This is a genomic window from Cryobacterium tepidiphilum, from assembly GCF_003716325.1.
Taxonomy (GTDB): Bacteria; Actinomycetota; Actinomycetes; order Actinomycetales; family Microbacteriaceae; genus Cryobacterium; species Cryobacterium tepidiphilum.
In genome coordinates this window covers 29,621-50,899 of sequence record NZ_RDSR01000017.1, presented here as the reverse complement: position 1 = coordinate 50,899, position 21,279 = coordinate 29,621, and the positions used below count along the sequence as shown (strand labels likewise).

Here is a 21,279-nt window from a genome sequence, read left to right as displayed (position 1 = left end):
GTCAGCCTTTCCGGCGGATGAGGCGGTCGGCCGCGCGGGCGGCGACGGCCATGATCGTCAGCGCCGGGTTGGCGCTCCCCTGCGTGGGGAGCACGCTGCCGTCGGTGATCAGCAGGTTGGGGACGGCGAAGGTCACGCCGTCGCCGTCGACCACGCCGTCGCGCTCGTTGTCCGCCATGCGTGCGCCGCCGACCAGGTGCGCGAACCGCTGGATGGTGATGACCTCGCTGGCGCCCGCCGCGGTGAGGATGCGCTCCATCACGCCCTGCGCCGCGGCCAGCAGCTGCCGGTCGTTGTCGCACTGCGAATAGTCGAACTTCGCGACGCGCAGTCCGTGGCGGTCGGTCTCCTCGGCGAGGGTCACCCGGTTGTCGGGCTGCGGCAGGAACTCGCACAGTGCGCCGTAGGAGGCCCAGTGCACGTAGTCGCTCATGTAGTGCCGGAGCGCGGCGCCCCAGTGACCCTGCGCCATGACGTGCTCGGCCCAGGCGATGGGCATCGGAGAGACGCTCTGGATGGAGAAGCCGCGCTTGTACGGCTTGGACGGATCGGTCTCGTAGAAGTCCTCGGTGCTGACCTCCGGCGGCGGGCCCTTCCACATGCGCACCTCTGACTCGAATCGGCCGGCGGTCTGCGGTGCACCCTGCACCATGAGGTACCGGCCGACCTGGTCGAAATCGTTGCAGAGGCCGTCGGGGAACCGCTTCGAGGTGGAGTTCAGCAGCAGCCTGGGCGTCTCGATGGAGTACCCGGCGATGGCGACCATGCGAGCGCGCTGGAAACGGCTCCGGCCGTCCTGGATGTAGTGCACGCCGGTGGCGCGGCCGGTGCGCTCATCGATCTCGATGCTGCTGACCATGGAGTCGGCGCGCACCTCGGCGCCGTGGTCGAGGGCGTCGGGGATGTGGGTGATCAGCGGCGACGCCTTCGCGTTGACCTTGCAGCCCTGCAGGCAGAAGCCCCGGTAGATGCAGTGCGGCCGATGCCCGAATCGACCGTTGCTGATCGCCACGGGCCCCACCTTGGCGGTGATGCCCTCGGCGTCGGCGCCGCGCATGAAGAGCTCCCCGTTCCCGGAGACCGGGTGCGGGCGTTGCGGGTACGAGTGCGGGTCGCCCCAGGGCCAGTCCTCACCGGCGACGGGCAGTTCGTTCTCGATGTCGCTGTAGTACGGCTTCAGGTCCTCGTAGGCGAACGGCCAGTCCGCACCGACGCCGTCGAGCGACCGGGTGTGGAAGTCGCTCGGGTGGAAGCGCGGGGTGTAGCCGGCGTAGTGCACCATCGAACCGCCCACCCCGCGGCCGGAGTTGTTGGATCCGAGAGGAACCGGGTCGGACCCTCCGATCACCCGGGGCTCCTCCCAGTACAGGTGGTGCGATCCGGCCTCGTCGCTGACCCAGTCGGTCTCGGGCTCCCAGAACGGTCCGGCGTCAAGCGCCACGACCTTCCAGCCCGCACGCGCCATCCGTTGCAGCAGCGTCGACCCCCCGGCGCCGCAGCCGACGATGACGAGGTCGACCTCATCGTCGTCGGCGAAGCGACGCATCTGGTCACGCAGCCGCGGCTCCGGCCGGGAGCCATCGGGCAGCAGCAGCCAGGCAGACTGATTGCGGTCCTCGACCCTGCCCATCAGCTGTCCCGCCGCGCGGGGTCGTCATGGGGCCGGATATCGCGCACCTCGAAGGGTTCGAGCCGGTCGACGCCCATGTTCTTGTAACCGCGCGGGTAGGCGGGCCCGGCGAATCCGATCTCGTTCCAGGCCCACGGATGCGAGTAGAAGGCCGTGCACGCGTAGCGGGTCCACAACGACCAGACCCGCGACGCCGGGAAGCCGTGCCAGTCGTCGTCGCCGCGCTTCTGCACGGCGTCCAGGATCGCCGACTGCTGCTCCCAGGCGCAGTCGGCGAAGCCAACGCCGTGCCGGGCGTCGGCGTCGTCGCTCAGGGCCCGGAGTGATCGTCGCCACGCCTCCGCGTCGGCGGGAAGGCTCTCGTAGTGCCAGCCGTCGGTCTGCTGCTCGGCGAGTCGCACGTCCACCATGTTGAACACCGGCACGCGCGGTTCCTCCCGCTGGTCGAGAATCTGGTCGAAGAGGGCCCGCGCCACAACCTCCTCCTCGGGTGTGAAGAATCGCACGTGCGGGAGCAGGCCGAGCCGCGAGCCGACCACGGACTGGGTCGCCCGGTCCCAATGGCCGGATTGGGCGATGACGTCGAATCCCGGGAAACGGCCGCCTCCGTCGGCGGGGTCGAGCGGAAGCTGGTTCATTTCTCCCGCCTCAGGATCGCCGCGAGCACCCCCATGCCGCCGACGAGCGTGACCAGCAACGGGGCCAGAAGCGGCGGGCCCATCTCGACGTTGTAGCGCCAGTTGCGCCATCCGCCCGGTTTCTGGGCGATCCCGCGGGCGTGCAGCCAGGTCCCCTGCAGCCCGTTCGCGATGATGGTGACGGATGCGAGAGGGAGCAGCGTCTTGGCGAGCGGCTTGCTCACGACGCCGGCGATTCCTGCCACGGCCCCGACCGGCCCGAGGATGACGGGCGCCCACATCCACTTGTTGCCGAAGCTGGCGCTGTCGTGTTCGAAGTAGATCTCGGCGGCCGTGACGACCGCCCCCACCGCGGTCAGTCCGGAGAGGCTGCGCTCGAACCGGCCCGTCTCCACGTTCCGGACCATCCTGTCGATGCCGTGCAGTTTCTCGATCTTCGTGCCGCGTTCGAACATTCCGCCTCCTCGTACTCCGGCTTCCATCATGTGCCGGGTCGCGGAACCCGGCAAGGGATACCCCGGCAGAATGGAACGATGAGCAGCATGACGGTCCTTATCCTCCAGTTCGTTCTGCGGCTCGTTCTGGCCCTCGCGTTCATCGGAATGGGGATCACCCATTTCGTTCCCGGTGTGAAGCGCACCATGTCGGCGATGATCCCGCCCGGGCTGCGTTCGGCCGGGCTGTTCACCCCGCGGGTCCTCGTCGTGCTCACGGGGGTCTGCGAGATCGCGGGCGGCATCGGCCTGCTGTGGCCGCCGACGGCGGTCGTCGCTGGCATGTGCCTCGTCGTCTTCCTCGTGGCCGTCTTCCCGGCCAATGCGTACGCGGCGCGGCACCCGAAACGGTTCGGCCGCGTCGCGGTGCCCCTGCTGCCGCGGCTCGCCGGTCAGCTGCTGCTGATGGCGCTGCTCGTGCTCGCGATCGTCTGATCGCTGATCTCCTGAAGACTCAGACGATGAGGCGGCCGAGTCCGAACACGACGAACATGTCGAGCGCGAGCACGGCGACGAGCGCCAGCCCGGCCAGGAGCAGCAGGGCCTGCACGGTCGCGGAGCGCTTGTGGCCGAGCCAGAAGGCCACCGCGTAGACCACGATGGGCAGCGCGATGCCGCCGATGAGCACGCCCCAGCCGAAGCCGCTGAGCCGGGTGTCGAGGCTCTGCGCCTGCAGGTTGAGCCCCACGAGGTTGCCGACCGCCTCCCAGGCGTCGTACGCGTAGAACAGGCCGAAGATGACCGCGATCGTCACCGTCAACCAGAAGGGGGTGACGCGTTCTGCCGGTGTGTCGGCGTTCATGACACTCCCCCGACCCCGAGGATGACCGGCACCGGGACGAGAAGCACCACACCGGCGATCAGCCAGCCGGCCCTGGCGCGGGGCCGCTCGTCGGTGAGCCAGACAACCGCGCCGAACCAGATCAGCGGCGCGGCCACCGCGAGCCAGGCGCCGAGCGAGAACATGAAGGCGCCGACGGGGTCGGCCAGCGGATTGCCCACGCGGGAGGCACTGAGGAACCAGCCGACCGTGTAGAGGAAGTAGATGCCGGCGACGACCCCCATCCCGACCAGCGCGAACGAGCCGGCAGCCGGTGCGGTGACGGCGACGGGATCGGCACGGTCCCGTCGCGGCTTCGGCACGCTCCAGCCGTCGGGGAGCTCCGGGTCTTCTCGCGGTCGCGCTGCCGCACCGGCGACCGGCGCGTCAAGGGTCGGATCGGTGTCGCCCGCCCAGCGGAGGGCGTCGTCGTCCGGTTCAGTGGCCATACTGCCTAGGTTAGCGATCCGCAGGCGCGACAGCTCACAAGACGGCCGCGCGCATGAAACGGCGGGACCAACCGAATCGGTTGGTCCCGCCGTGTCGTGTTCAGCGGATCAGCGGGCGACTTCGCCGTCGACGTAGTCGTCGTCGTTGGAGGAGTTCCACGCGAAGAGCTTGCGCAGCTCGCGACCGGTCGCCTCGATCGGGTGGTCTTCGCCCTTCTTGCGGAGCGCCAGGAACTCCGGGGCCCCCGCGTCCTGGTCCTTGATGAAGCGGTCGGCGAATGCGCCGCTCTGGATGTCGGCCAGGACGGCCTTCATGTTCTCCTTCACGTGCGGGTCGATGACGCGCGGGCCCGAGACGTAGTCGCCGTACTCGGCCGTGTCCGAGATGCTCCAGCGCTGCTTGGCGATGCCGCCCTCCCACATGAGGTCGACGATGAGCTTGAGCTCGTGCAGCACCTCGAAGTAGGCGACCTGGGGCTGGTAGCCGGCCTCGGTCAGCGTTTCGAAGCCGTACTGGATGAGCTGCGAGGCACCGCCGCAGAGCACGGCCTGCTCACCGAACAGGTCGGTCTCGGTCTCTTCGGTGAAGGTCGTCTTGATGCCGCCGGCGCGCAGGCCGCCGATCGCCTTGGCGTAGCTCAGGGTGAGCGGCCAGGCGTTGCCCGACTCGTCCTTCTCCACGGCGACGATGACCGGCACGCCGCGGCCGGCCTCGTACTCGCGGCGCACGGTGTGGCCGGGCCCCTTCGGGGCAACCATGACCACGTCGACGCCCTCGGGCGCCTCGATGTAGCCGAAGCGGATGTTGAAGCCGTGCCCGAAGACGAGCGCCTTGCCTTCGGCGAGGTTGGGCTTGACGTCGTCGGCGAACAGGTGACGCTGCACCTGGTCGGGCGCCAGGATGACGATGACGTCGGCCCAGGCGGACGCCTCGGCCGGGGTCTGCACCGTGAAGCCGGCCTCTTCGGCCTTGACGCGCGACTTGGAGCCCTCCTTCAGGCCGATGACGACGGTGACGCCGGAGTCGCGAAGGTTCTGCGCGTGGGCGTGACCCTGCGAGCCGTAGCCGATGACGGCGACCTTCTTGCCCTGGATGATGGACAGGTCGGCGTCTTTGTCATAGTAGATCTCTGCCACGAGGTGTTCTCTCCTAGTTGTTGTTGTGGACGTTTCAGCTCTTGAAAACGCGGTCGGTGATGGACTTGGAACCCCGGCCGATCGCGAGGAGACCCGACTGGGCGATCTCCTTGATCCCGTAGGGCTCCAGCACCCGAAGCAGCGCCTGGATCTTCCCGGAATCGCCGGTGACCTCGACGACGAGGGCGTCGGTGGCCACGTCGACGACGCGCGCGCGGAACAGCGACACGGCTTCGAGCACGTGCGACCGGGTGGTGTTGTCGACGCGCACCTTGACCAGCAGGTGCTCGCGGTGCACGGACTGGCCGGGGTCGAGTTCCACGATCTTGATCACGTTGATCAGCTTGTTGAGCTGCTTGGTGACCTGCTCGAGCGGGAACTCCTCCACGTCGACGACGACCGTGATGCGGGAGAGGCCCTCGATCTCGCTGTGCCCGACGGCCAGGCTCTCGATGTTGAAGCCGCGGCGCGCGAACAGGCCGGCGACGCGGGTCAAGAGGCCGGGCTTGTCCTCGACGAGGAGGCTCAGGACATGCGTGCTCATGGCTTACTCCTCTCCCCAGGTCGGGGCGTGGTCTTTGGCATACTGCACGAAGCTGTTGCTCACTCCCTGTGGCACCATCGGCCACACCATGGCGTCGCGGCTCACGATGAAGTCGATGACGACCGGACGGTCGTTCGTCTCGAGCGCCTTCGTGATGGCGGCGTCGACCTCGTCACGGGTCTTCACCCGGATGCCCAGCGCGCCGTAGGCATCGGCGAGCTTCACGAAGTCGGGGATCATCGCCGTGTCGTGCCCGGTGTTCAGGTCGGTGAACGAGTGACGGCCGTCGTAGAAAAGCGTCTGCCACTGCCGGACCATGCCGAGCGACGAGTTGTTGATGATCGCGACCTTGATCGGGATCTTGTTGATCACGCAGGTGGCCAGTTCCTGGTTGGTCATCTGGAAGCATCCGTCGCCGTCGATCGCCCAGACCACCCGGTCCGGCTCGGCCACCTTCGCCCCCATGGCGGCGGGCACGGAGTACCCCATGGTGCCGGCGCCGCCGGAGTTCAGCCAGGAGTTGGGGCGCTCGTACTTGATGAACTGCGCCGACCACATCTGGTGCTGCCCGACACCGGCGGCGTACACGGCCTCCGGGCCGGTGAGTTCGCCGATGCGCTGGATGACGTACTGGGGCGAGAGCAGGCCGTCGGTCGGTTCGGTGAAGCCCAGCGGGAACTGGGTGCGGAGGCCATCGAGGTACGTCCACCACTCCGACAGGTCGGGGGCGGTGCCTCCCGTGGCCTCGCGGAAGGCGACGATGAGGTCAGCGATGACGTCCTTGGCATCACCGACGATGGGCACATCGGCCGTGCGGATCTTCGAGATCTCCGCCGGGTCGACGTCGACGTGCACGATGGCCGCGTGGGGTGCGAACTCCGACACCTTGCCGGTGACGCGGTCGTCGAAGCGCGCGCCGAGCGAGACGATGAGGTCGCTCTCCTGCAGCGCGAGCACGGCGGGCACCGACCCGTGCATGCCGGGCATCCCCAGGTGCTGGGTGTGCGAATCGGGGAAGGCGCCGCGCGCCATCAGCGTCGTGACGACGGGCACGCCGCTGGCCTCGGCGAGTTCGAGCAGTTCGGCCGAGGCGTGCGAGCGGATGACGCCGCCGCCGACGTAGAAGACGGGCTTGCGGGCCGTGGCCAGCAGGTTCGCCGCCGCCTGCACCTGCTTGCCGTGCGCCTTCGTGATCGGCCGGTAGCCGGGCAGGTCGAGCTTCGGCGGCCAGATGAAGGGTGCCGAGTTCTGCTGCGCGTCCTTGGTGATGTCCACGAGCACGGGGCCGGGACGCCCGGTGGAGGCGATGTGGTGCGCCGAGGCGATCGCGGCGGGGATGTCTTCGGCGCGCTTGACGAGGAAGGAGTGCTTGGTGATCGGCATGGTGATGCCGACGATGTCGGCCTCCTGGAAGGCATCCGTGCCCATGAGGGTGGAGAACACCTGGCCGGTGATGGCCAGCATCGGCACGGAGTCCATGTAGGCGTCGGCGATGGCGGTGACCAGGTTCGTCGCCCCGGGGCCGGAGGTCGCGATGGCGACGCCGACGCGTCCCGATGCGGCCGCATAGCCTTCGGCGGCGTGGCCGGCGCCCTGCTCGTGGCGCACCAAGATGTGGCGCACGGCATCCTGCGCCATGATCTCGTCGTAGAACGGGATGACGGCGCCGCCGGGGATGCCGAAGACGTCGGTGACGCCGAGGTTCTCGAGGGACCGCAGGATGGCGCCCGACCCGGTGAGGATCTCGGGCTGGTCGGACGATGGACTGGACGGGGTGGGCACGGGGGTCTGTTCCGTGGTCATGGACGGTGCTTCCCTACGTTGAAACGGATGGTGGGCGCGCTTATCCTGTGACGGCGCCGTGGGCGGCCGAACGCACGAGCTTGGCGTACTTGGCCAGGACGCCGCGGGTATAGCGCGGGGGAAGAGGGGCCCAGCCTTCTCGGCGGGCGGCCAGCTCTGCGTCGTCGACAAGTAGGTCAAGCGAGCGAGCTGCGATATCGACCCGTATCAGATCACCATCGCGCACGAAGGCGATCGGACCTGCGTCCGTCGCTTCGGGTGCTACGTGGCCGATGCACAGTCCGGTTGTGCCGCCTGAGAATCGACCGTCCGTCAATAGTAGTACATCACTGCCGAGCCCCGCGCCCTTGATGGCGGCCGTCACGGCGAGCATCTCGCGCATGCCGGGGCCGCCCTTGGGGCCTTCGTAACGGATGACGACGACGTCGCCCTTCTGGATGCGGCCCTCGGTGAGCGCGTCCATGGCGGCGCGTTCGCGCTCGAACACGCGGGCGGGGCCCTCGAACACGGCGGCGTCGAATCCGGCGGTCTTGACGACGGCCCCTTCCGGCGCGAGCGTGCCCTTCAGCACGGTGAGCCCGCCGCTCTGGTGGATCGGGTCGTCGAGGGTGTGCAGCACCTCGCCGTCGAGTGCCGGCGGGTTGATCTCGGCCAGGTTCTCGGCCACGGTCTTGCCGGTCACGGTGAGCGCGTCGCCGTGCAGGAGGCCGGCGTCGAGGAGGGCCTTCATGACGGTGGGAACGCCGCCGTGCCGGTCGACGTCGTTCATGACGTAGTTGCCGAACGGCTTCAGGTCACCGATGTGCGGGACCTTGCTGCCGATGCGGTTGAAGTCGTCGAGGGTCAGTTCGACCTCGGCCTCGTTGGCGATGGCGAGCAGGTGCAGGATCACGTTGGTGGAGCCGCCGAAGGCCATGGCGACGGCGATGGCGTTCTCGAAGGCCTTCGGGGTGAGGATGTCGCGCGCGGTGATGCCGAGGCGCAGCATGTTGACGACGGCCTCGCCCGAGCGGTGGGCGTAGTAGTCGCGGCGGCGGTCGGCGGAGGCGGGCGACGCCGACCCGGGGAGGCTCATGCCGAGGGCCTCCGCGACGCTCGCCATGGTGTTGGCGGTGTACATACCGCCACAGGCGCCCTCACCCGGGGCGAAGGCACACTCGATGCGCTTGGCGTCCTCGACGCTCATACGGCCGGCCTTCACCGCTCCGACCGCCTCGAAGGAGTCGATGATCGTGATGTCCTTCTCGGTGCCGTCGGAGAGCTTCACCCAGCCCGGCGCGATGGATCCCGCGTACAGGAAGACGGATGCGAGGTCGAGCCGCGCGGCGGCCATGAGCATTCCCGGGAGCGACTTGTCGCAGCCGGCCAGCAGCACGGAGCCGTCGAGGCGCTCGGCCATCATGACGGTCTCGACGGAGTCGGCGATGACCTCACGCGAGACCAGCGAGAAGTGCATGCCCTCGTGGCCCATCGAGATGCCGTCGGAGACCGAGATGGTGCCGAACTGGAGGGGGTATCCCCCGCCCGAGTGCACGCCTTCCTTGGAGGCCTGGGCGAGCCGGTCGAGCGAGAGGTTGCAGGGCGTGATCTCGTTCCAGGAGCTTGCGATGCCGATCTGCGGCTTGTCCCAGTCCGCGTCACCCATGCCCACGGCGCGAAGCATTCCGCGGGAGGTGGTGGCTTCGATTCCGTCGGTGACGTCGCGGCTGCGGGGTTTCATGTCGATCTCAGGCATGCTAAGAGTCTAGAACGCACGACCGGCGGCTCCGTGCACGGTGCTGTCTCACTCCGTGCTGTCGGCGGCGCGGTCGATGCCCCGGAAGTCGGCGAGCAGGGCCAGCACCTGGGCGACTTCTTCTGGCCCGCGCACCCGGTGCCCGGCGAGCGATGCGCCGGGCCCGACCTTGAGGCCGAGATCGTTGTCGTTCAGCACGGCGAAGCCGTCCTCGTCGGTCACGTCGTCCCCGGCGTAGAGCACCGCGTCGGCACGGGCGTGCCGTCGCAACTGCTCCAGGGCTTCACCCTTGTCACCGGAACGCACTGAGAATTCGAGCACGTTCTTGCCCTCCCGCACGGTGATGCCCGGCAGGATCTCCCCCACCTGTTCCATGGCCTCACGCTGTGCGGCGCGGCCCTCCTCGCTCGTGGCGAGCCGGGTGTGCAGGGCCAGTCCGGCGGGTTTGCGTTCGACGAACGACCCGGCCACGCCGCCGCTGATGCGCTCGAGCACGCGGGAGAGCGTCTCGATCTGTTCACGCTCGGCCTGCGCGAGGTTGAGTTCGATCCCCGGGGTGTCCAGCTGCACTTCCACGCCGTGGGAGCCGGTGAGCAACACCTTCTCCGGCGGCTCGGCGACCTGGCGGAGGCTCACCAGGGCCCGGCCGGAGACGAGCGCGACGCGCACGCCGTCCTGGCGCAGAAGCCGCTCGACGGCCTCCCGCACACCCTCGACCGCCCGCGCGTCCTCCGGCTGGTCCACATGGGGTGCCAGGGTCCCGTCGAAGTCGAGAGCCACGAGGAGAGTGTCGGCCCGGGCCAGGCGGCGGAGCGCCGCCACCAGGTTCTCCGGAACACCCGGTTGCACGGCTGCTCCCCCGGTCAGGGTCTCCAGGAAGCTCGCCGACCAGGCGGCGACGTCGTTGTCGAAGACCTTTCGGCGAAGGGCGCGCATCCGCTTCGACCGTTCGCGGGGCGGCATCTCGACGGCGTCGATGATGGCGTCCTTGACGCCGTCGATGTCGTGCGGGTTGATGCGTACCGCTTTCCGCAGTTCGTCCGCGGCCCCGGCGAACTCGCTCAGCACGAGCACGCCGTCGTTGTCGAACCGGACCGCCACATACTCCTTGGCCACGAGGTTCATGCCGTCGCGCAGCGCGGTCACCAGCATGATGTCGGACGCGAGGTACAGGGCCACCATCTCCTCGCGGGGGTAGCCGTGGTGGTGGTAGCTGATGGCGGCGTGGCTGATGGTCGAGTAGTCGCCGTTCAGCCGGCCCACCATGAGCTCGATCTCGTCGCGCAGGGCCATGTATGCGCCCACCCGTTCCCGGGACGGGCTCGCGACCTGCACCAGCACCACGTCGTCGACGGCGAGGCGGCCGTCGCGCAGCAGCTCGCCGTACGCCTTGATGCGGTGCCCGATGCCCTTGGTGTAGTCGAGGCGGTCGACGCCGAGCATGATCTTCTTCGGGTTGCCGAGGTCCTCCCGGATCTGCTTCGCCCGCGCCTGGATCTCGGGTCGCCGGGCGAGCTCCTCGAAGCTGGCGGCATCGATGGAGATCGGGAAGGGCTTGGCGATGACCCGGCGGGTGCGGCCGAGGTCACCGTCGGGAACGTCGATGGCCATGCCGCGCGTGGTGAAGCCGAAGAGCCGGCGAACGGCGCTGGAGAAGTTGCTGGCGTCGGCGGAGCGCTGGAAGCCGATGAGGTCGGCGCCCAGGAGCCCGTCGATGATCTGCTTGCGCCAGGGCAATTGGGAGTAGATGCCGTACGGCGGGAAGGGGATGTGGTTGAAGAAGCCGATGACGAGGTCAGGCCGCGCTTCCCGGAGCATGCGCGGCACCAGCTGCAGCTGGTAGTCCTGCACCCAGACGGTCGCCCCCGTGGCGGCCACGTCGGCGGCTGCCTGCGCGAACCGACGGTTGACGGCGACGTAGGAGTCCCACCACTCGCGGTGGTAGCTGGGCGGGGAGATGACGTCGTGGTAGAGCGGCCAGAGCGTGTCGTTGGAGAAGCCCTCGTAGTAGCGCTCGATGTCCTGCTTGCTCAGCCGGACCGGGACGATGGAGATGCCGTCGTTCTCGAACGGCTCGAAACTCCGGTCGGCGACGCCCGGCCAGCCCACCCAGGCGCCGTCGGAGGCCCGCATGAGCGGTTCGAGCGCGGTGACCAGTCCGCCGGGCGAGGTGGTCCAGCTCTCGGCCCCGTCAGGTCCGACCTCGAAGTCCACGGGCAGCCGATTCGAGACCACGACGAGCGAATAACGGCCGGTCTGCTGCCCGGATCGACGGGATGGGGTGGGAGTACTGATGGTTCCTCCGTTCCGATACGGCTGGCCGATGCGGCCGGCACTGTGCGGCTGTCACACGTTTTTCAGGATAACAGCTGGCCTCCACGGCACTTCCCGGCGCCTGGCCGAGACGATCCCCAGCGACAGAGCGGCCGCGGCCACCGCGAACAGGAACAGCGCGGTCACCGCCGCGCCGACCCCGTGCCCACCGGACACGATCCCCTGCATGCCCTGCACGGCCCAGGTGAGCGGCAGGAACGGGCTGGCCGCCCGGAACGGTCCCGCGACGACCTCGATCGGGTAGAGACCGCCGGCGGAGGTGAGCTGCAGTGCGAGCAGCACCAGCGAGACCACCACCCCGGCCCGGCCGAGTCCGACGGCCAGCAGGTAGTGCACGCTCGTGAAGGCGAGGGCGGTCAGCAGCCCGAAGGCGAGGGTGGCCGGCAGCAGTGACCAGTGCACGCCGAGCGTGCCGTGCAGCAGGGCGACGACGACGACCGCCTGGCCGGCGACGATCCCGCCGGTGCGCCAGAGTCCGCGAAGCACCAGCCGAAGGGTGGGAGCGGTGGAGGCCAGCCCCAGCGCCGTCACCGGCCGGAGGAAGAGGAAGATCACGAGGGCGCCGATCCAGAGTGAGATCGGCACGGCCAGCATGCCGATGACGGGACCGATGCCGTCGATGGCGTTCGCGCGGCTCGTGCTCACGGTCACCGGTTCGGCCACGATGTGCGCGGTGGCCGCGGGATCCTGGTCGCCCGCGGCGTCGGCCTGGTCGGCGCCGGAGCCGAGGCCCGTGGCCAGTTTTCGGGCCCCATCGCTCAGCCTGTGGGCGCCGGCGGCGGATTGCGACGTGCCGGAGGCGAGCTTCGTCACCCCACCCGAGAGTGTGGACACACCGGCGGCGAGGTCCGATGCGCCGGTGCGCAGCGCGGCCGACTGGTCGGAGAGGGCGTTCGCGCCCGCCGCACCCTGCGCGATGCCGTCCTGGACCGATCCGAGGGCGCCGTCGGTCTGGCCGCTCAGGGTCCGGCCCTGCTCGGCGAGGGTGTCGAGGGTGTCCTGGAAGCCGGCGAGGGACTGCGCGTAGGAGCTGTTGGCGGGGTCCGCCAGGATGGCCGACCGGAGGTCCTCGAACCCGGCCGCCGCCTGTCCGACGCCGTCGGTGTACTGCGACCAGCCGTCGCCCAGCCGGTCGAGGCCCCGCGCGCCGTCCGCGGCATCGCCGAGACCGTCCGCCAGGGTGTCGACGCCCGAGGTGTAGTCGGCGACACCGCCGGAGAGGGACGCCGCGCCCGATGCGGCGTCGGCGGCTCCCGCGGCCGCCGACCCGGCGCCCGAAGCGAGGGTGTCGAGTCCCTTCGCCAGGTCCCCGGCGCCGGTGGCGACATCCGTTGCGCCGTCGGCGGCCGCGTGCAGCGAGGTACCCATGGTGCCCAGCTGCCGGTAGAAGCCGGCCAGGTACCGCTCGGTGATCGCGCGGCCGAAGGCGCCGGACATGGCCTGCCCGAGTGCCTGGGCGGTGGAGCCCGCGAGGTACGAGTGGGCGTCATCCGTTCGGATCTCGATGTTCGCCTGGCGGGGCGTGGCGGTCGACAGCGAGGTGATCGACGCCGAGAAGTCCTCGGGGATGGTGAGGACCGCGTAGGCGGAGCCGTCGGCCAGGGCCCGCCTGGCCGACGCGGTGTTGGAGATGGTCCAGTCGAATCCGGCGTCGTCGCCACCGGTGAGCTGGGTCACCAGCTGCCGCCCGGCGAGCACGTTCTGTTCGGCGCCGTCGGCGCCGGTGGTGCTGACCATCTCGTCGTTGTTCACGACGATCGCGGGGATGGTGTCGACGCGGTCGTTCGCGCTGCCGAAGGCGCCGGCGAAGAGCCCGGCGACGGCGAGCGGTACGGCGACGAGGCCGGCCACGGCGAGCGCGGTGAGCGCGTTCCGCCGGGTGCCTGCGGTGATTCTGTGCAGCCCGTTGCTCATCACAGCACGGCCTTCCTGTCGATCGGGTCGGGGTCGGTGAGGGGCGCCGCGCCGAGCAGGATGCGGCGGAGGTCGCGGCTGCCGGTGCTGCTCTTGGCGGTGGAGGCGACGGCCGCGGCGCTCAGCACGATCGTGGTGGTTGTCGGGGCCAGGGCGCCGAGGACGCCGGCCACGCGCCGTTCGGCGCGTTCTTCGCCCAGGTCGACCACGACGACGGCAGGCTTCTCGGCGAGCGCGGCGGCGGCGCGGACGGCGGCGCGCTCGAGTGGTGCGAGCGAGGCGATCGGCGTGGCGGCGGTCAGGGCAGGATGCTCCTTGGTCGCCGTCTCCAGCGCGTGACGCACGCGGCGCACCCACTCGTCGATCTGTCCCGCGCGCACCCGGCTCCGGAACCAGGGCAGCGTCAGGGCGAGGCGCTCGGCGATCACGTCGGCGACGGTCGCCGACTGCACCTCTTCGTGGACTCCGGCGACCTGGCAGAGCGCGACGGCGCCGAGGGCACGGGACCGCTCGGACGGGAGCGGGATGCCGTGCACCTGGAGGCGCCCGGACACCGGGTCGAGGCGGCCGGACAGGGTGGCGGCGAGCGCCCTGCGCTCGGCGACCGGGCCGGTGAGGAAGACCAGTCCGCCGCGCGGCACCCGGACGTCGATGGGGCCGATGGGGTGCGCCGGCGAGCCGGCCACGAGGGCGTCGGCCGTGATGGCCAGCCCCTGTTCCCCGGCCCATTCGCGGGCAGCCAGGTGATCGCGCAGCCCTTCGCCCTCGATGTCCACGTTGGGGAGGACGCGCGCGAGGAACGGCGGCAGCCACCACGCAGCACGGCCGGCCAACGCCATGGCGCCGGGCACCAGGGTCATGCGCACCAGGAAGGCGTCGAGGAAGACGCCGACGGCGAGGGCGAAGGCGATGCCCTTGATCACGTCGGACCCTTCGGGGACGAACGCGAAGAAGACGAAGAACATGATGAGGGCGGCGGCGGTGACGACCCGCGCCGCGTGCGTGAAGCCGCCGGTGATGGCCTGTCGCGGCCGGCCGGTCTTCACGAATTCCTCCCGCATGCCGGAGACGAGGAAGACCTCGTAGTCCATGGCCAGGCCGAACAGGACGGCCATGAGCAGGATCGGCAGGAAGCTGAGGATGGGGCCGGGCTCCACGCCGAGGGCATCCGCGAACCAGCCCCACTGGAAGATGGCGACCGTCGCGCCGAGAGACGCGAACACCGAGAGGAGGAACCCGACCGCGGCCTTGACCGGCACGAAGACCGAGCGGAAGACCATCATCAGCAGGATGATCGACAGGCCGACCACGATGAGGGCGAACGGGATCAGCGCGTTGCTCAGCCGGTTCGAGATGTCGATCGAAACGGCGGTGGCACCGGTGACGGCGATCGGGGTGCCGAACTCGGCCTCGATGCCGGGCGCGAGATCGCGGATGGACTGCACGAGCTGTTTCGTCTCGGCCGCGTTCGGCGCGCTCTCCGGCATGACCTGGATGATGGCCGTGTCGACGGTCTCGTTCGGCAACCCCTTGCCCACGTAGGCCACGTCCGGGAGTTGCTGCAGCTCGGTGCGGATGCCGGCGAGGTCGGCGACGATGTCGGTGGTCTGGGTGATGTCGACGGCCACGATGAGCGGCCCGTTGTAGCCGGGCCCGAAGCCGTCCTCGATCATCTCGAAGGCCTGGCGCTGGGTGGACCCTGCCGGCTCGCTCGCACCGTCGGGAAGGTTCAGATCGAGGCTGAGCGCCGGGACGGCCAGGACGGCGAGGACGGCGACGACCGCGACGACCGCGACCGCGGGCGCCCTGAGGACGAGGCCGACCCAGCGCCGGCCGAGCGTCGGGCTGCCGGCATCGCCCGCGACGGCCCGGCGGAACGTGCGGCTGCCCGGCCGCGGTGCCAGCCGGCTCCCGAGCAGGCCGAGGACGGCCGGGAGCAGGGTGAGGGCGACGAGCATCGCGACGAGCACGGCGAACGCGGCGGCGACCCCCATCACCGAGAGGAACGGGATGCCGACGACGAGAAGCCCGAGCAGGGCGATGATCACGGTGAGCCCGGCGAAGACGACCGCTCCTCCCGCTGTCGCGACCGAGATGGCGGCGGATTCCTCCGCATCCATGCCGCGGGCCAGCTGAAGGCGATGCCGGGAGAGGATGAACAGCGAGTAGTCGATGCCGACCGCGAGGCCCAGCATGAGAGCGAGCATGGGTGCCGTGCTCGAGACGGTGGCGAAGGCGGAGACGGCCGTGACGCCGCCGATGGCCACCCCGACCCCGATGAGCGCCATGAGGAGCGGCATGCCGGCGGCCAGCAGCGAGCCGAAGGTGATGATGAGCACGACGCCGGCGAAGACGACGCCGAAGACCTCTGTGATCGTGATGCCGAAGGTGTTGTCCTGGAAGACCTGGCCGCCGAAGGCCACGGTGAGTCCCGCCGCTTCCCCGATGGACGCCGTCGCGGTGACCGCCTTCAGGGTCTCGGGTGTGACATCCGTTGACGCGCCCGTCAGCTGCACCTGGGTGAACGCCGTCGAGGAGTCGTCGGAGACCGCGTCGGACGCGTATGGCGAGAACGGCGTGATCGCCGACTCGACGCCCGGCACCTTCTGTAGGGCGGTGGCCATCTCCTCGATCGCGTCTTTGTAGCGGGGATCGCTGACGGATGCCCCGTCGGGCGCCCGGTACACGGCCTGCACCTGGGCGCCACCCGCGGCAGGGAACACCTCGGCCAGCTTGTCGATGGTGTCCTGGGATTCGGTCCCGGGGATCGCGAAGGACTCCTGGGTCTGACCGCCGAGGGCGGCGCCGCCGCCGAGGATGCCCGCGAGCACGACGAGCCAGACGCCGATGACGAGCCAGGCGCGGCGGAAGGCGAACCGGCCGAGCCGTTGCAGGAGGATGGCCATGGGTCAGTTCTCCGTTCCGGGCGCGGAGGAACCCGCGACGGAGACCGGCGCGAGGAGCTCGGTGACGACCGCGCGGAGCGCCGGCCGGACATCCGCTGCCGGTGCGATCTCGTCGTTGAAGAAGGTGAGGCCGGCGACGAGCGTGTAGGCGGCGCCGCCGAGGGCGATGCCGAATCGAAGGCGATCCTCGATGCTGGCGGTCTCGTCGCACAGCACGTCGGCCAGCCGCACGATGAGTCCCTGCGCCCGGTCGACGACGGGGACGTGCCGCAGCGACTGGCCCTGGTTGATGAAGGTGTGCACCTCGAGCCGGAACTGCAGCAGGAAGTCGATGAAGTCGTCGATGAATCGAGCCCGGGCGCGCACTCGGTCGGGGTCTGCCGCCAGCTGGTCCACCATCTCCCTGAGGCGCGCGATGGCAGGGGTGAGCGCTTCCTCGAGCAGGGCCTCCTTGGAGGCGAAGTGGTAGAGCACGCTCGACTTGGAGTAGCCCGCCGCGTCGGCGATCTGCTGGAGGGACGCGCCGGCGAAGCCGACCGAGGAGAACTGCTGCAGGGCGATGAGGCGCAGGTCGTCCCCGGCGTTGTGCCGCAACGGATGCCGGTCAGTACTGTTCGCAATCACAGCGAAAGTCTAATTGACCGATCGGTCAGACTTTGTCCGATCGGTCAGTTCCCCAGCGTCCTCCCAGCCTCCCCGCCCCCCGGCGCCGCGCCCCGCCCCCCGCCCCGCCCACGAGTGCGGCCTTTCGGCCGCCCGTCGTTCCCCAAGGCGGCACTTCACCCGCACTCGCGAAAATGACCACGGGAGGAGTACCGCGCGAGTGCGGCCTTTCGGCCGCCTCTCGTTCCCCAAGGCGGCAGTTGGCCCGCACTGGCGAAAGGGGGTGTCGGGGGTAGCGTGGGGGCGGGAGGACAGGCATGCGCAAATTTGTGTTCAGCAGTGCGATGATCGGCGTGGTCTCGGGGGGATGGAATGCCGTGCGCGCCACGCGCACCGGGCCTCGCGACTGGAGACTGCTCCTGCTCTGGCTCGGCTGGGCCCTCAGCACGGCGACGGCGATCGGCACCGTGATCATCGACGCGCGGGAGCGCAACGACGAGCACGAGAAGCTTAAGCTTCATTCTTAACTTGAATCTTCGGCGTGTCCCGTCGGCGTTCACCCTGCCGTGCCCCAGACTCGGGAAACACATCTCGTTTTCCGGTTCGAAAGGGGCCTGCCGTGTTTGGTCGTCGACGTCACGTGGCCGCAGCCGTCAAGGCTCCGGCCGTTCCGGTTCCCGCGCCTGAACTCTCCGCCCAGGAAACCCTCGACCTGCTGCAGGGCGCCCTCTCGAAACTCGTCGGTGCGCAGGGCGCCTGGACGCTCGTCCCCCGCTCGAGCGACGACACCGACACGATCTTCCACGACCTGAAGGCCGGCGAGATCGCCCGGGACCTGGCCGGGCTGCTGGAGCGCGAGAGGGCGGCGCTGCGCGGCGAAACCCTCGCGGCGGACATCCAGGAGCCGGTCGCGCTCCCCTGGGAACCCGCGCCGATCTCGGTCTGGGCGGACCCGCGCCGCGCCACCGTCACCGACCCCGTCGAACTCCCCGTGCGCGGCGCGGAGACCCGGCTGGTCGCCTGAGGCTCAGCCCACGCGGTTCCAGTTCGCCGGCCCCTCGGAGCCGGCCGCATACTCGTCGAGCGGCACCTCGTCGGCCCGCCAGGCGTCGAGCACGGGCTGCACGATCCGCCAGCACTGCTCCGCGGTGTCGCCGCGCACCGACAAGGACGGATCGCCGGCGAGGATGCCCCCGAGCACTTCGCCGTAGGCCCGGTACTGGCCGGCCTCGAACGTGGCGTCGAGGCTCACGCGCTCGATCGTGTACGGGTCGCCCGGGCCGTTGATGTTGAGTTCCAGCGACATCTTGTCGGGCCCGATGAAGATGCGCAGCACCGTCGGCTCCTTAGCGCCGGTCAGGCCGGTGGGGATGTGGGCGGCGGGCTTGAACGTGATGACGACCTCCCGCCGGCGTTCGCCGAGTGCCTTCCCGGAGCGGAGCGTGAACGGCACGCCGGCCCAGCGCCAGTTCTCGATCCCCACGGTGACCTCGGCGAGGGTCTCGGTGTGGTTCGCCGGGTCGACCCCGGGCTCGTCGACGTAGGAGACGAAGTGGCGGTCGGCGATGGATCCCGCCGTGTAGCGGGCGCGGCGGCTGTGGGCGGCGGGGTCGTCGTCGTAGACGTGGGTGGCACGCAGCACCATGCCCTTGGCGTCGCGCAGGTCACCGGCCTCCAGGGTGGCGGGCGGTTCCATGGCCACGATCGACAGCACCTGCAGCAGGTGGCTCTGCAGCATGTCGACCAGAGCGCCGGCGTGGTCGTAGTACCGCGCCCGCCCCTCGAGTCCCAGTTGCTCGTCGAACACGATGTCGACCTTCTCGATGTGGTTGCTGTCCCAGACCGGCTCGAAGATCTGGTTGGCGAAGCGCAGCCCCAGTATGTTGAACACGGTGGAGTGGCCGAGGAAGTGGTCGACGCGATGCACCTGGTTCTCGGGCACGAGCCGGGCGATGCGCGCGTTCAGCTCCCGTGCGCCCCGTTCGTCGGTTCCGAACGGCTTCTCCATCGCCAGCTGGGTGCCCTCGGGCAGGTCGATCTCGGAGAGCGCGTCGCAGACCTTAGCGGTGACCGCCGGCGGGAGGGCGAAGTAGATCGCCGGGGCACCGGTGCACAGCCCCAGCAGCGTCGTCAGATCGTCGGCCTTCGTGACGTCGGCCTGCTGGTAGTGGGTGCCGGCCAGCAAGGAGTCGACGGCGGGGCCCTGGGAATCGGTCGACGCGAACGCGGTGCTGACGAGCGTCTTCCACGCGTCGGGACCCAGGTCTTCGATGCCCGAGCCGACGAGGTGCACGTCGTAGCCGGGCTGCTTGGTGAGGAGCTGGCCGAGGGCGGGCAGCAGCAACCGGGACGACAAGTCTCCGCTGGCTCCGAGAATCAAGAGAGTTGAGATCGTCTGGTCCATATTCCGACGCTAGCTGGAAGTATGGACGAATGGCACTGAACATCGAAGACTATGCACTCATCAGCGATTGCCACTCCGGGGCCATGGTCGGACGCAACGGCAGTATCGATTGGCTCTGCCTTCCGCGTTACGACTCCGCCTCGCTGTTCGGGGCCCTCCTCGGCAACGAGGACCACGGCCGCTGGCTGGTGCGCCCCGCCGACCTGGACGCCACGTGCGAGCGTGAATACATCGGCGACACCTTCATCCTGAAGACCACCTGGACGACCGAGACCGGCGTCGCCGAAGTCATCGACTTCATGCCGCACGGCGACGGGCGCGCCGACCTGGTGCGCTTGGTGCGCGGGGTCTCCGGCTCGGTGGAGATGACGCAGGACCTGCGCATCCGTTTCTCCTACGCGTCCACCGTGCCATGGGTGCGCCAGTTGCAGGACGAACCGGTGAACGGCCTCATCGCCGTCGCCGGCCCCGACGCCATCGTGGTGCGTGGCCCGCACCTGCGGCCGTCGGATCACCGTCACACCTCGGACTTCACCGTCTCCGACGGCGACCGCGTCGACATCCAGATGACCTGGTATCCCTCCCACCGGCCGACGCCCTCGGCAACGGATGTCGACAAGGCGTTCGAGCAGACGGAGGAATGGTGGAACAAGTGGGCCAAGGCCTGCAGCCACGAGGGCCCGTACTATTCCGACGTCATCCGCTCGATGCTGGTGCTTCGCGCCCTCACCCATGAGACGACCGGCGGCATCGTGGCCGCCGCCACGACATCGCTGCCCGAGAGCTTCGGCGGCAACCGCAACTGGGACTACCGGTACGTGTGGCTCCGCGACGCGTCCCTCGCCCTCGAGGTGCTGCTCTCGCACGGCTACGAGAACGAGGCGGAGCAGTGGCGGCTGTGGCTGCTGCGCGCCATCGCCGGCGACCCGAACGACGTGCAGATCATGTACGGGCTGGCCGGCGAGCGTTACCTGCCGGAGCGCGTGCTGCCGAGCCTTCCCGGCTACCGGGACTCCACGCCCGTGCGGGTGGGGAACGCCGCGGTCGCCCAGTTCCAGTCCGACGTGATCGGGGAGGTCATGGTGGCCCTGCACGCTGCACGCGTCGCCGGCGTGGAGGAGACCCAGTTCTCCTGGCCGCTGCAGCGTGCGCTGATGGCCTTCCTGGAACAGAACTGGCACCGCCCCGACCAGGGCCTGTGGGAGATGCGCGGCCCGGCTCGCGAGTTCACCCACTCCCGGGTGATGGTGTGGGCGGCCTTCGACCGTGCGGTGCGCGGCATCACCGAGTTCGGGCTGGAAGGACCCTTGAAGCGCTGGGAAGCGATGCGCGACCGTGTGCGACGCGACATCGAGGACCGCGGGTTCAGCGTGTCCCGCAACAGCTACACCCAGTTCTTCGGCAGCGAGCAGGTGGACGCGTCGCTGCTGGTGCTCCCCCAGGTGGGCTACTGCGAGCCCGACGACCCGCGGATGCTGGGGACCGTGGCCGCCATCGAGGAGGACCTGCTGCGGGACGGCCTGCTCATGCGCTACATCACGCATGCGTCGGTCGATGGCCTGCCGCCGGGCGAGCATCCGTTCCTGGCCTGCTCCTACTGGCTCGTGGAGCAGTATGCGACCTCGGGACGGATGGACGACGCCAAGAAGCTGATGGACCGCCTCGCCGAGCTTCCCAACGACGTGGGGCTGCTCTCGGAGGAATACGACGTGCACAGCGGGCACCAGGCGGGCAACACGCCGCAGGCCTTCTCGCACCTCGCACTCGTGCGTGCCGTCGACGCGATCGTCGCGGGCAGCCAGTCCCCCACGCAGTCGGTCGCGAAGTGACGCCGTCCAGAGATCCCGGCGTTTCTTTGTAGGACGTCG

Annotated in this window: 18 protein-coding genes; 4 read left to right on the top strand and 14 right to left on the bottom strand. The window is 69.6% G+C overall.

Features of this window, described 5'->3' with window-relative positions; translation table 11 throughout:
• Position 1 precedes the first annotated feature (1 nt).
• Genes EEJ31_RS10410 through EEJ31_RS10400 form a run of 3 tightly spaced genes read right to left on the bottom strand, consistent with a single transcriptional unit; the run spans position 2 to position 2,723 of the window.
• Positions 2-1,630 (bottom strand): GMC family oxidoreductase, encoded by a 1,629-nt coding sequence (locus EEJ31_RS10410; RefSeq protein ID WP_123046241.1) that lies wholly within the window; start codon positions 1,628-1,630, stop codon positions 2-4.
• Entirely contained in the window at positions 1,630-2,268 is a 639-nt protein-coding gene (locus EEJ31_RS10405) for a gluconate 2-dehydrogenase subunit 3 family protein (protein WP_123046240.1), read from the bottom strand. Before EEJ31_RS10405 ends, EEJ31_RS10410 begins: the two co-directional genes overlap by 1 nt.
• Complete coding sequence (locus tag EEJ31_RS10400; protein ID WP_123046239.1) at positions 2,265-2,723, bottom strand: hypothetical protein; 459 nt, start codon at positions 2,721-2,723, stop codon at positions 2,265-2,267. Before EEJ31_RS10400 ends, EEJ31_RS10405 begins: the two co-directional genes overlap by 4 nt.
• 78 nt (positions 2,724-2,801) lie before the next feature.
• On the opposite strand from EEJ31_RS10400, the gene EEJ31_RS10395 reads away from it, so the two are divergent.
• A complete protein-coding gene (locus tag EEJ31_RS10395; RefSeq protein ID WP_123046238.1) occupies positions 2,802-3,197 on the top strand; it encodes a DoxX family protein in 396 nt (131 codons plus the stop codon).
• Between the two features lie 19 nt (positions 3,198-3,216).
• Here EEJ31_RS10395 and EEJ31_RS10390 read toward each other — a convergent pair whose 3' ends face one another.
• The 10 genes from EEJ31_RS10390 to EEJ31_RS10345 form a co-directional block, all read right to left on the bottom strand.
• Complete coding sequence (locus EEJ31_RS10390; RefSeq protein WP_123046237.1) at positions 3,217-3,564, bottom strand: hypothetical protein; 348 nt, start codon at positions 3,562-3,564, stop codon at positions 3,217-3,219.
• On the bottom strand, positions 3,561-4,031 hold the full coding sequence (locus EEJ31_RS10385) for a hypothetical protein (protein ID WP_123046236.1): 471 nt from the start codon (positions 4,029-4,031) through the stop codon (positions 3,561-3,563). The genes EEJ31_RS10390 and EEJ31_RS10385 overlap by 4 nt, the downstream gene beginning before the upstream one ends.
• 108 nt (positions 4,032-4,139) lie before the next feature.
• The gene (gene ilvC, locus EEJ31_RS10380; protein ID WP_123046235.1) at positions 4,140-5,168 is read right to left on the bottom strand and encodes a ketol-acid reductoisomerase; all 1,029 of its coding nucleotides are present in this window, start codon (positions 5,166-5,168) and stop codon (positions 4,140-4,142) included.
• Positions 5,169-5,202: 34 nt separating this feature from the next.
• Positions 5,203-5,712 carry an acetolactate synthase small subunit gene (gene ilvN, locus EEJ31_RS10375; protein WP_123046234.1) on the bottom strand — a complete coding sequence of 170 codons (510 nt, stop codon included), beginning with the start codon at positions 5,710-5,712 and terminating at the stop codon, positions 5,203-5,205.
• A 3-nt stretch (positions 5,713-5,715) separates the two neighbouring features.
• The gene (locus EEJ31_RS10370) at positions 5,716-7,626 is read right to left on the bottom strand and encodes an acetolactate synthase large subunit (protein WP_407643235.1); all 1,911 of its coding nucleotides are present in this window, start codon (positions 7,624-7,626) and stop codon (positions 5,716-5,718) included.
• A complete protein-coding gene (gene ilvD, locus EEJ31_RS10365; RefSeq protein WP_123046232.1) occupies positions 7,556-9,250 on the bottom strand; it encodes a dihydroxy-acid dehydratase in 1,695 nt (564 codons plus the stop codon). Before ilvD ends, EEJ31_RS10370 begins: the two co-directional genes overlap by 71 nt.
• 48 nt (positions 9,251-9,298) lie before the next feature.
• Positions 9,299-11,485: a bifunctional alpha,alpha-trehalose-phosphate synthase (UDP-forming)/trehalose-phosphatase gene (locus EEJ31_RS10360; protein ID WP_233563846.1), complete on the bottom strand. Its 2,187-nt coding sequence runs from the start codon at positions 11,483-11,485 to the stop codon at positions 9,299-9,301.
• A gap of 111 nt (positions 11,486-11,596) precedes the next feature.
• Entirely contained in the window at positions 11,597-13,498 is a 1,902-nt protein-coding gene (locus EEJ31_RS10355; RefSeq protein WP_123046230.1) for a YhgE/Pip family protein, read from the bottom strand.
• Entirely contained in the window at positions 13,498-16,404 is a 2,907-nt protein-coding gene (locus EEJ31_RS10350) for an MMPL family transporter (protein WP_123046229.1), read from the bottom strand. The genes EEJ31_RS10355 and EEJ31_RS10350 overlap by 1 nt, the downstream gene beginning before the upstream one ends.
• Positions 16,405-16,407: 3 nt before the next feature.
• Positions 16,408-17,028, bottom strand: coding sequence for a TetR/AcrR family transcriptional regulator (locus EEJ31_RS10345; RefSeq protein WP_233563845.1), 621 nt, complete (start codon positions 17,026-17,028; stop codon positions 16,408-16,410).
• 296 nt (positions 17,029-17,324) lie between these two features.
• Between EEJ31_RS10345 and EEJ31_RS10340 the strand changes: the two genes are divergently transcribed.
• On the top strand, positions 17,325-17,534 hold the full coding sequence (locus tag EEJ31_RS10340) for a hypothetical protein (protein ID WP_148040169.1): 210 nt from the start codon (positions 17,325-17,327) through the stop codon (positions 17,532-17,534).
• A gap of 92 nt (positions 17,535-17,626) precedes the next feature.
• On the top strand, positions 17,627-18,031 hold the full coding sequence (locus EEJ31_RS10335) for a hypothetical protein (protein WP_148040168.1): 405 nt from the start codon (positions 17,627-17,629) through the stop codon (positions 18,029-18,031).
• Positions 18,032-18,034: 3 nt separating this feature from the next.
• Here the strand turns inward: EEJ31_RS10335 and EEJ31_RS10330 are convergent, their stop codons facing one another.
• A complete protein-coding gene (locus EEJ31_RS10330; protein ID WP_123046226.1) occupies positions 18,035-19,411 on the bottom strand; it encodes a glucose-6-phosphate dehydrogenase in 1,377 nt (458 codons plus the stop codon).
• Here EEJ31_RS10330 and EEJ31_RS10325 point away from each other — a divergent pair.
• A complete protein-coding gene (locus tag EEJ31_RS10325; RefSeq protein WP_267897621.1) occupies positions 19,393-21,240 on the top strand; it encodes a glycoside hydrolase family 15 protein in 1,848 nt (615 codons plus the stop codon). The genes EEJ31_RS10330 and EEJ31_RS10325 overlap by 19 nt on opposite strands.
• Positions 21,241-21,279: the final 39 nt, after the last annotated feature.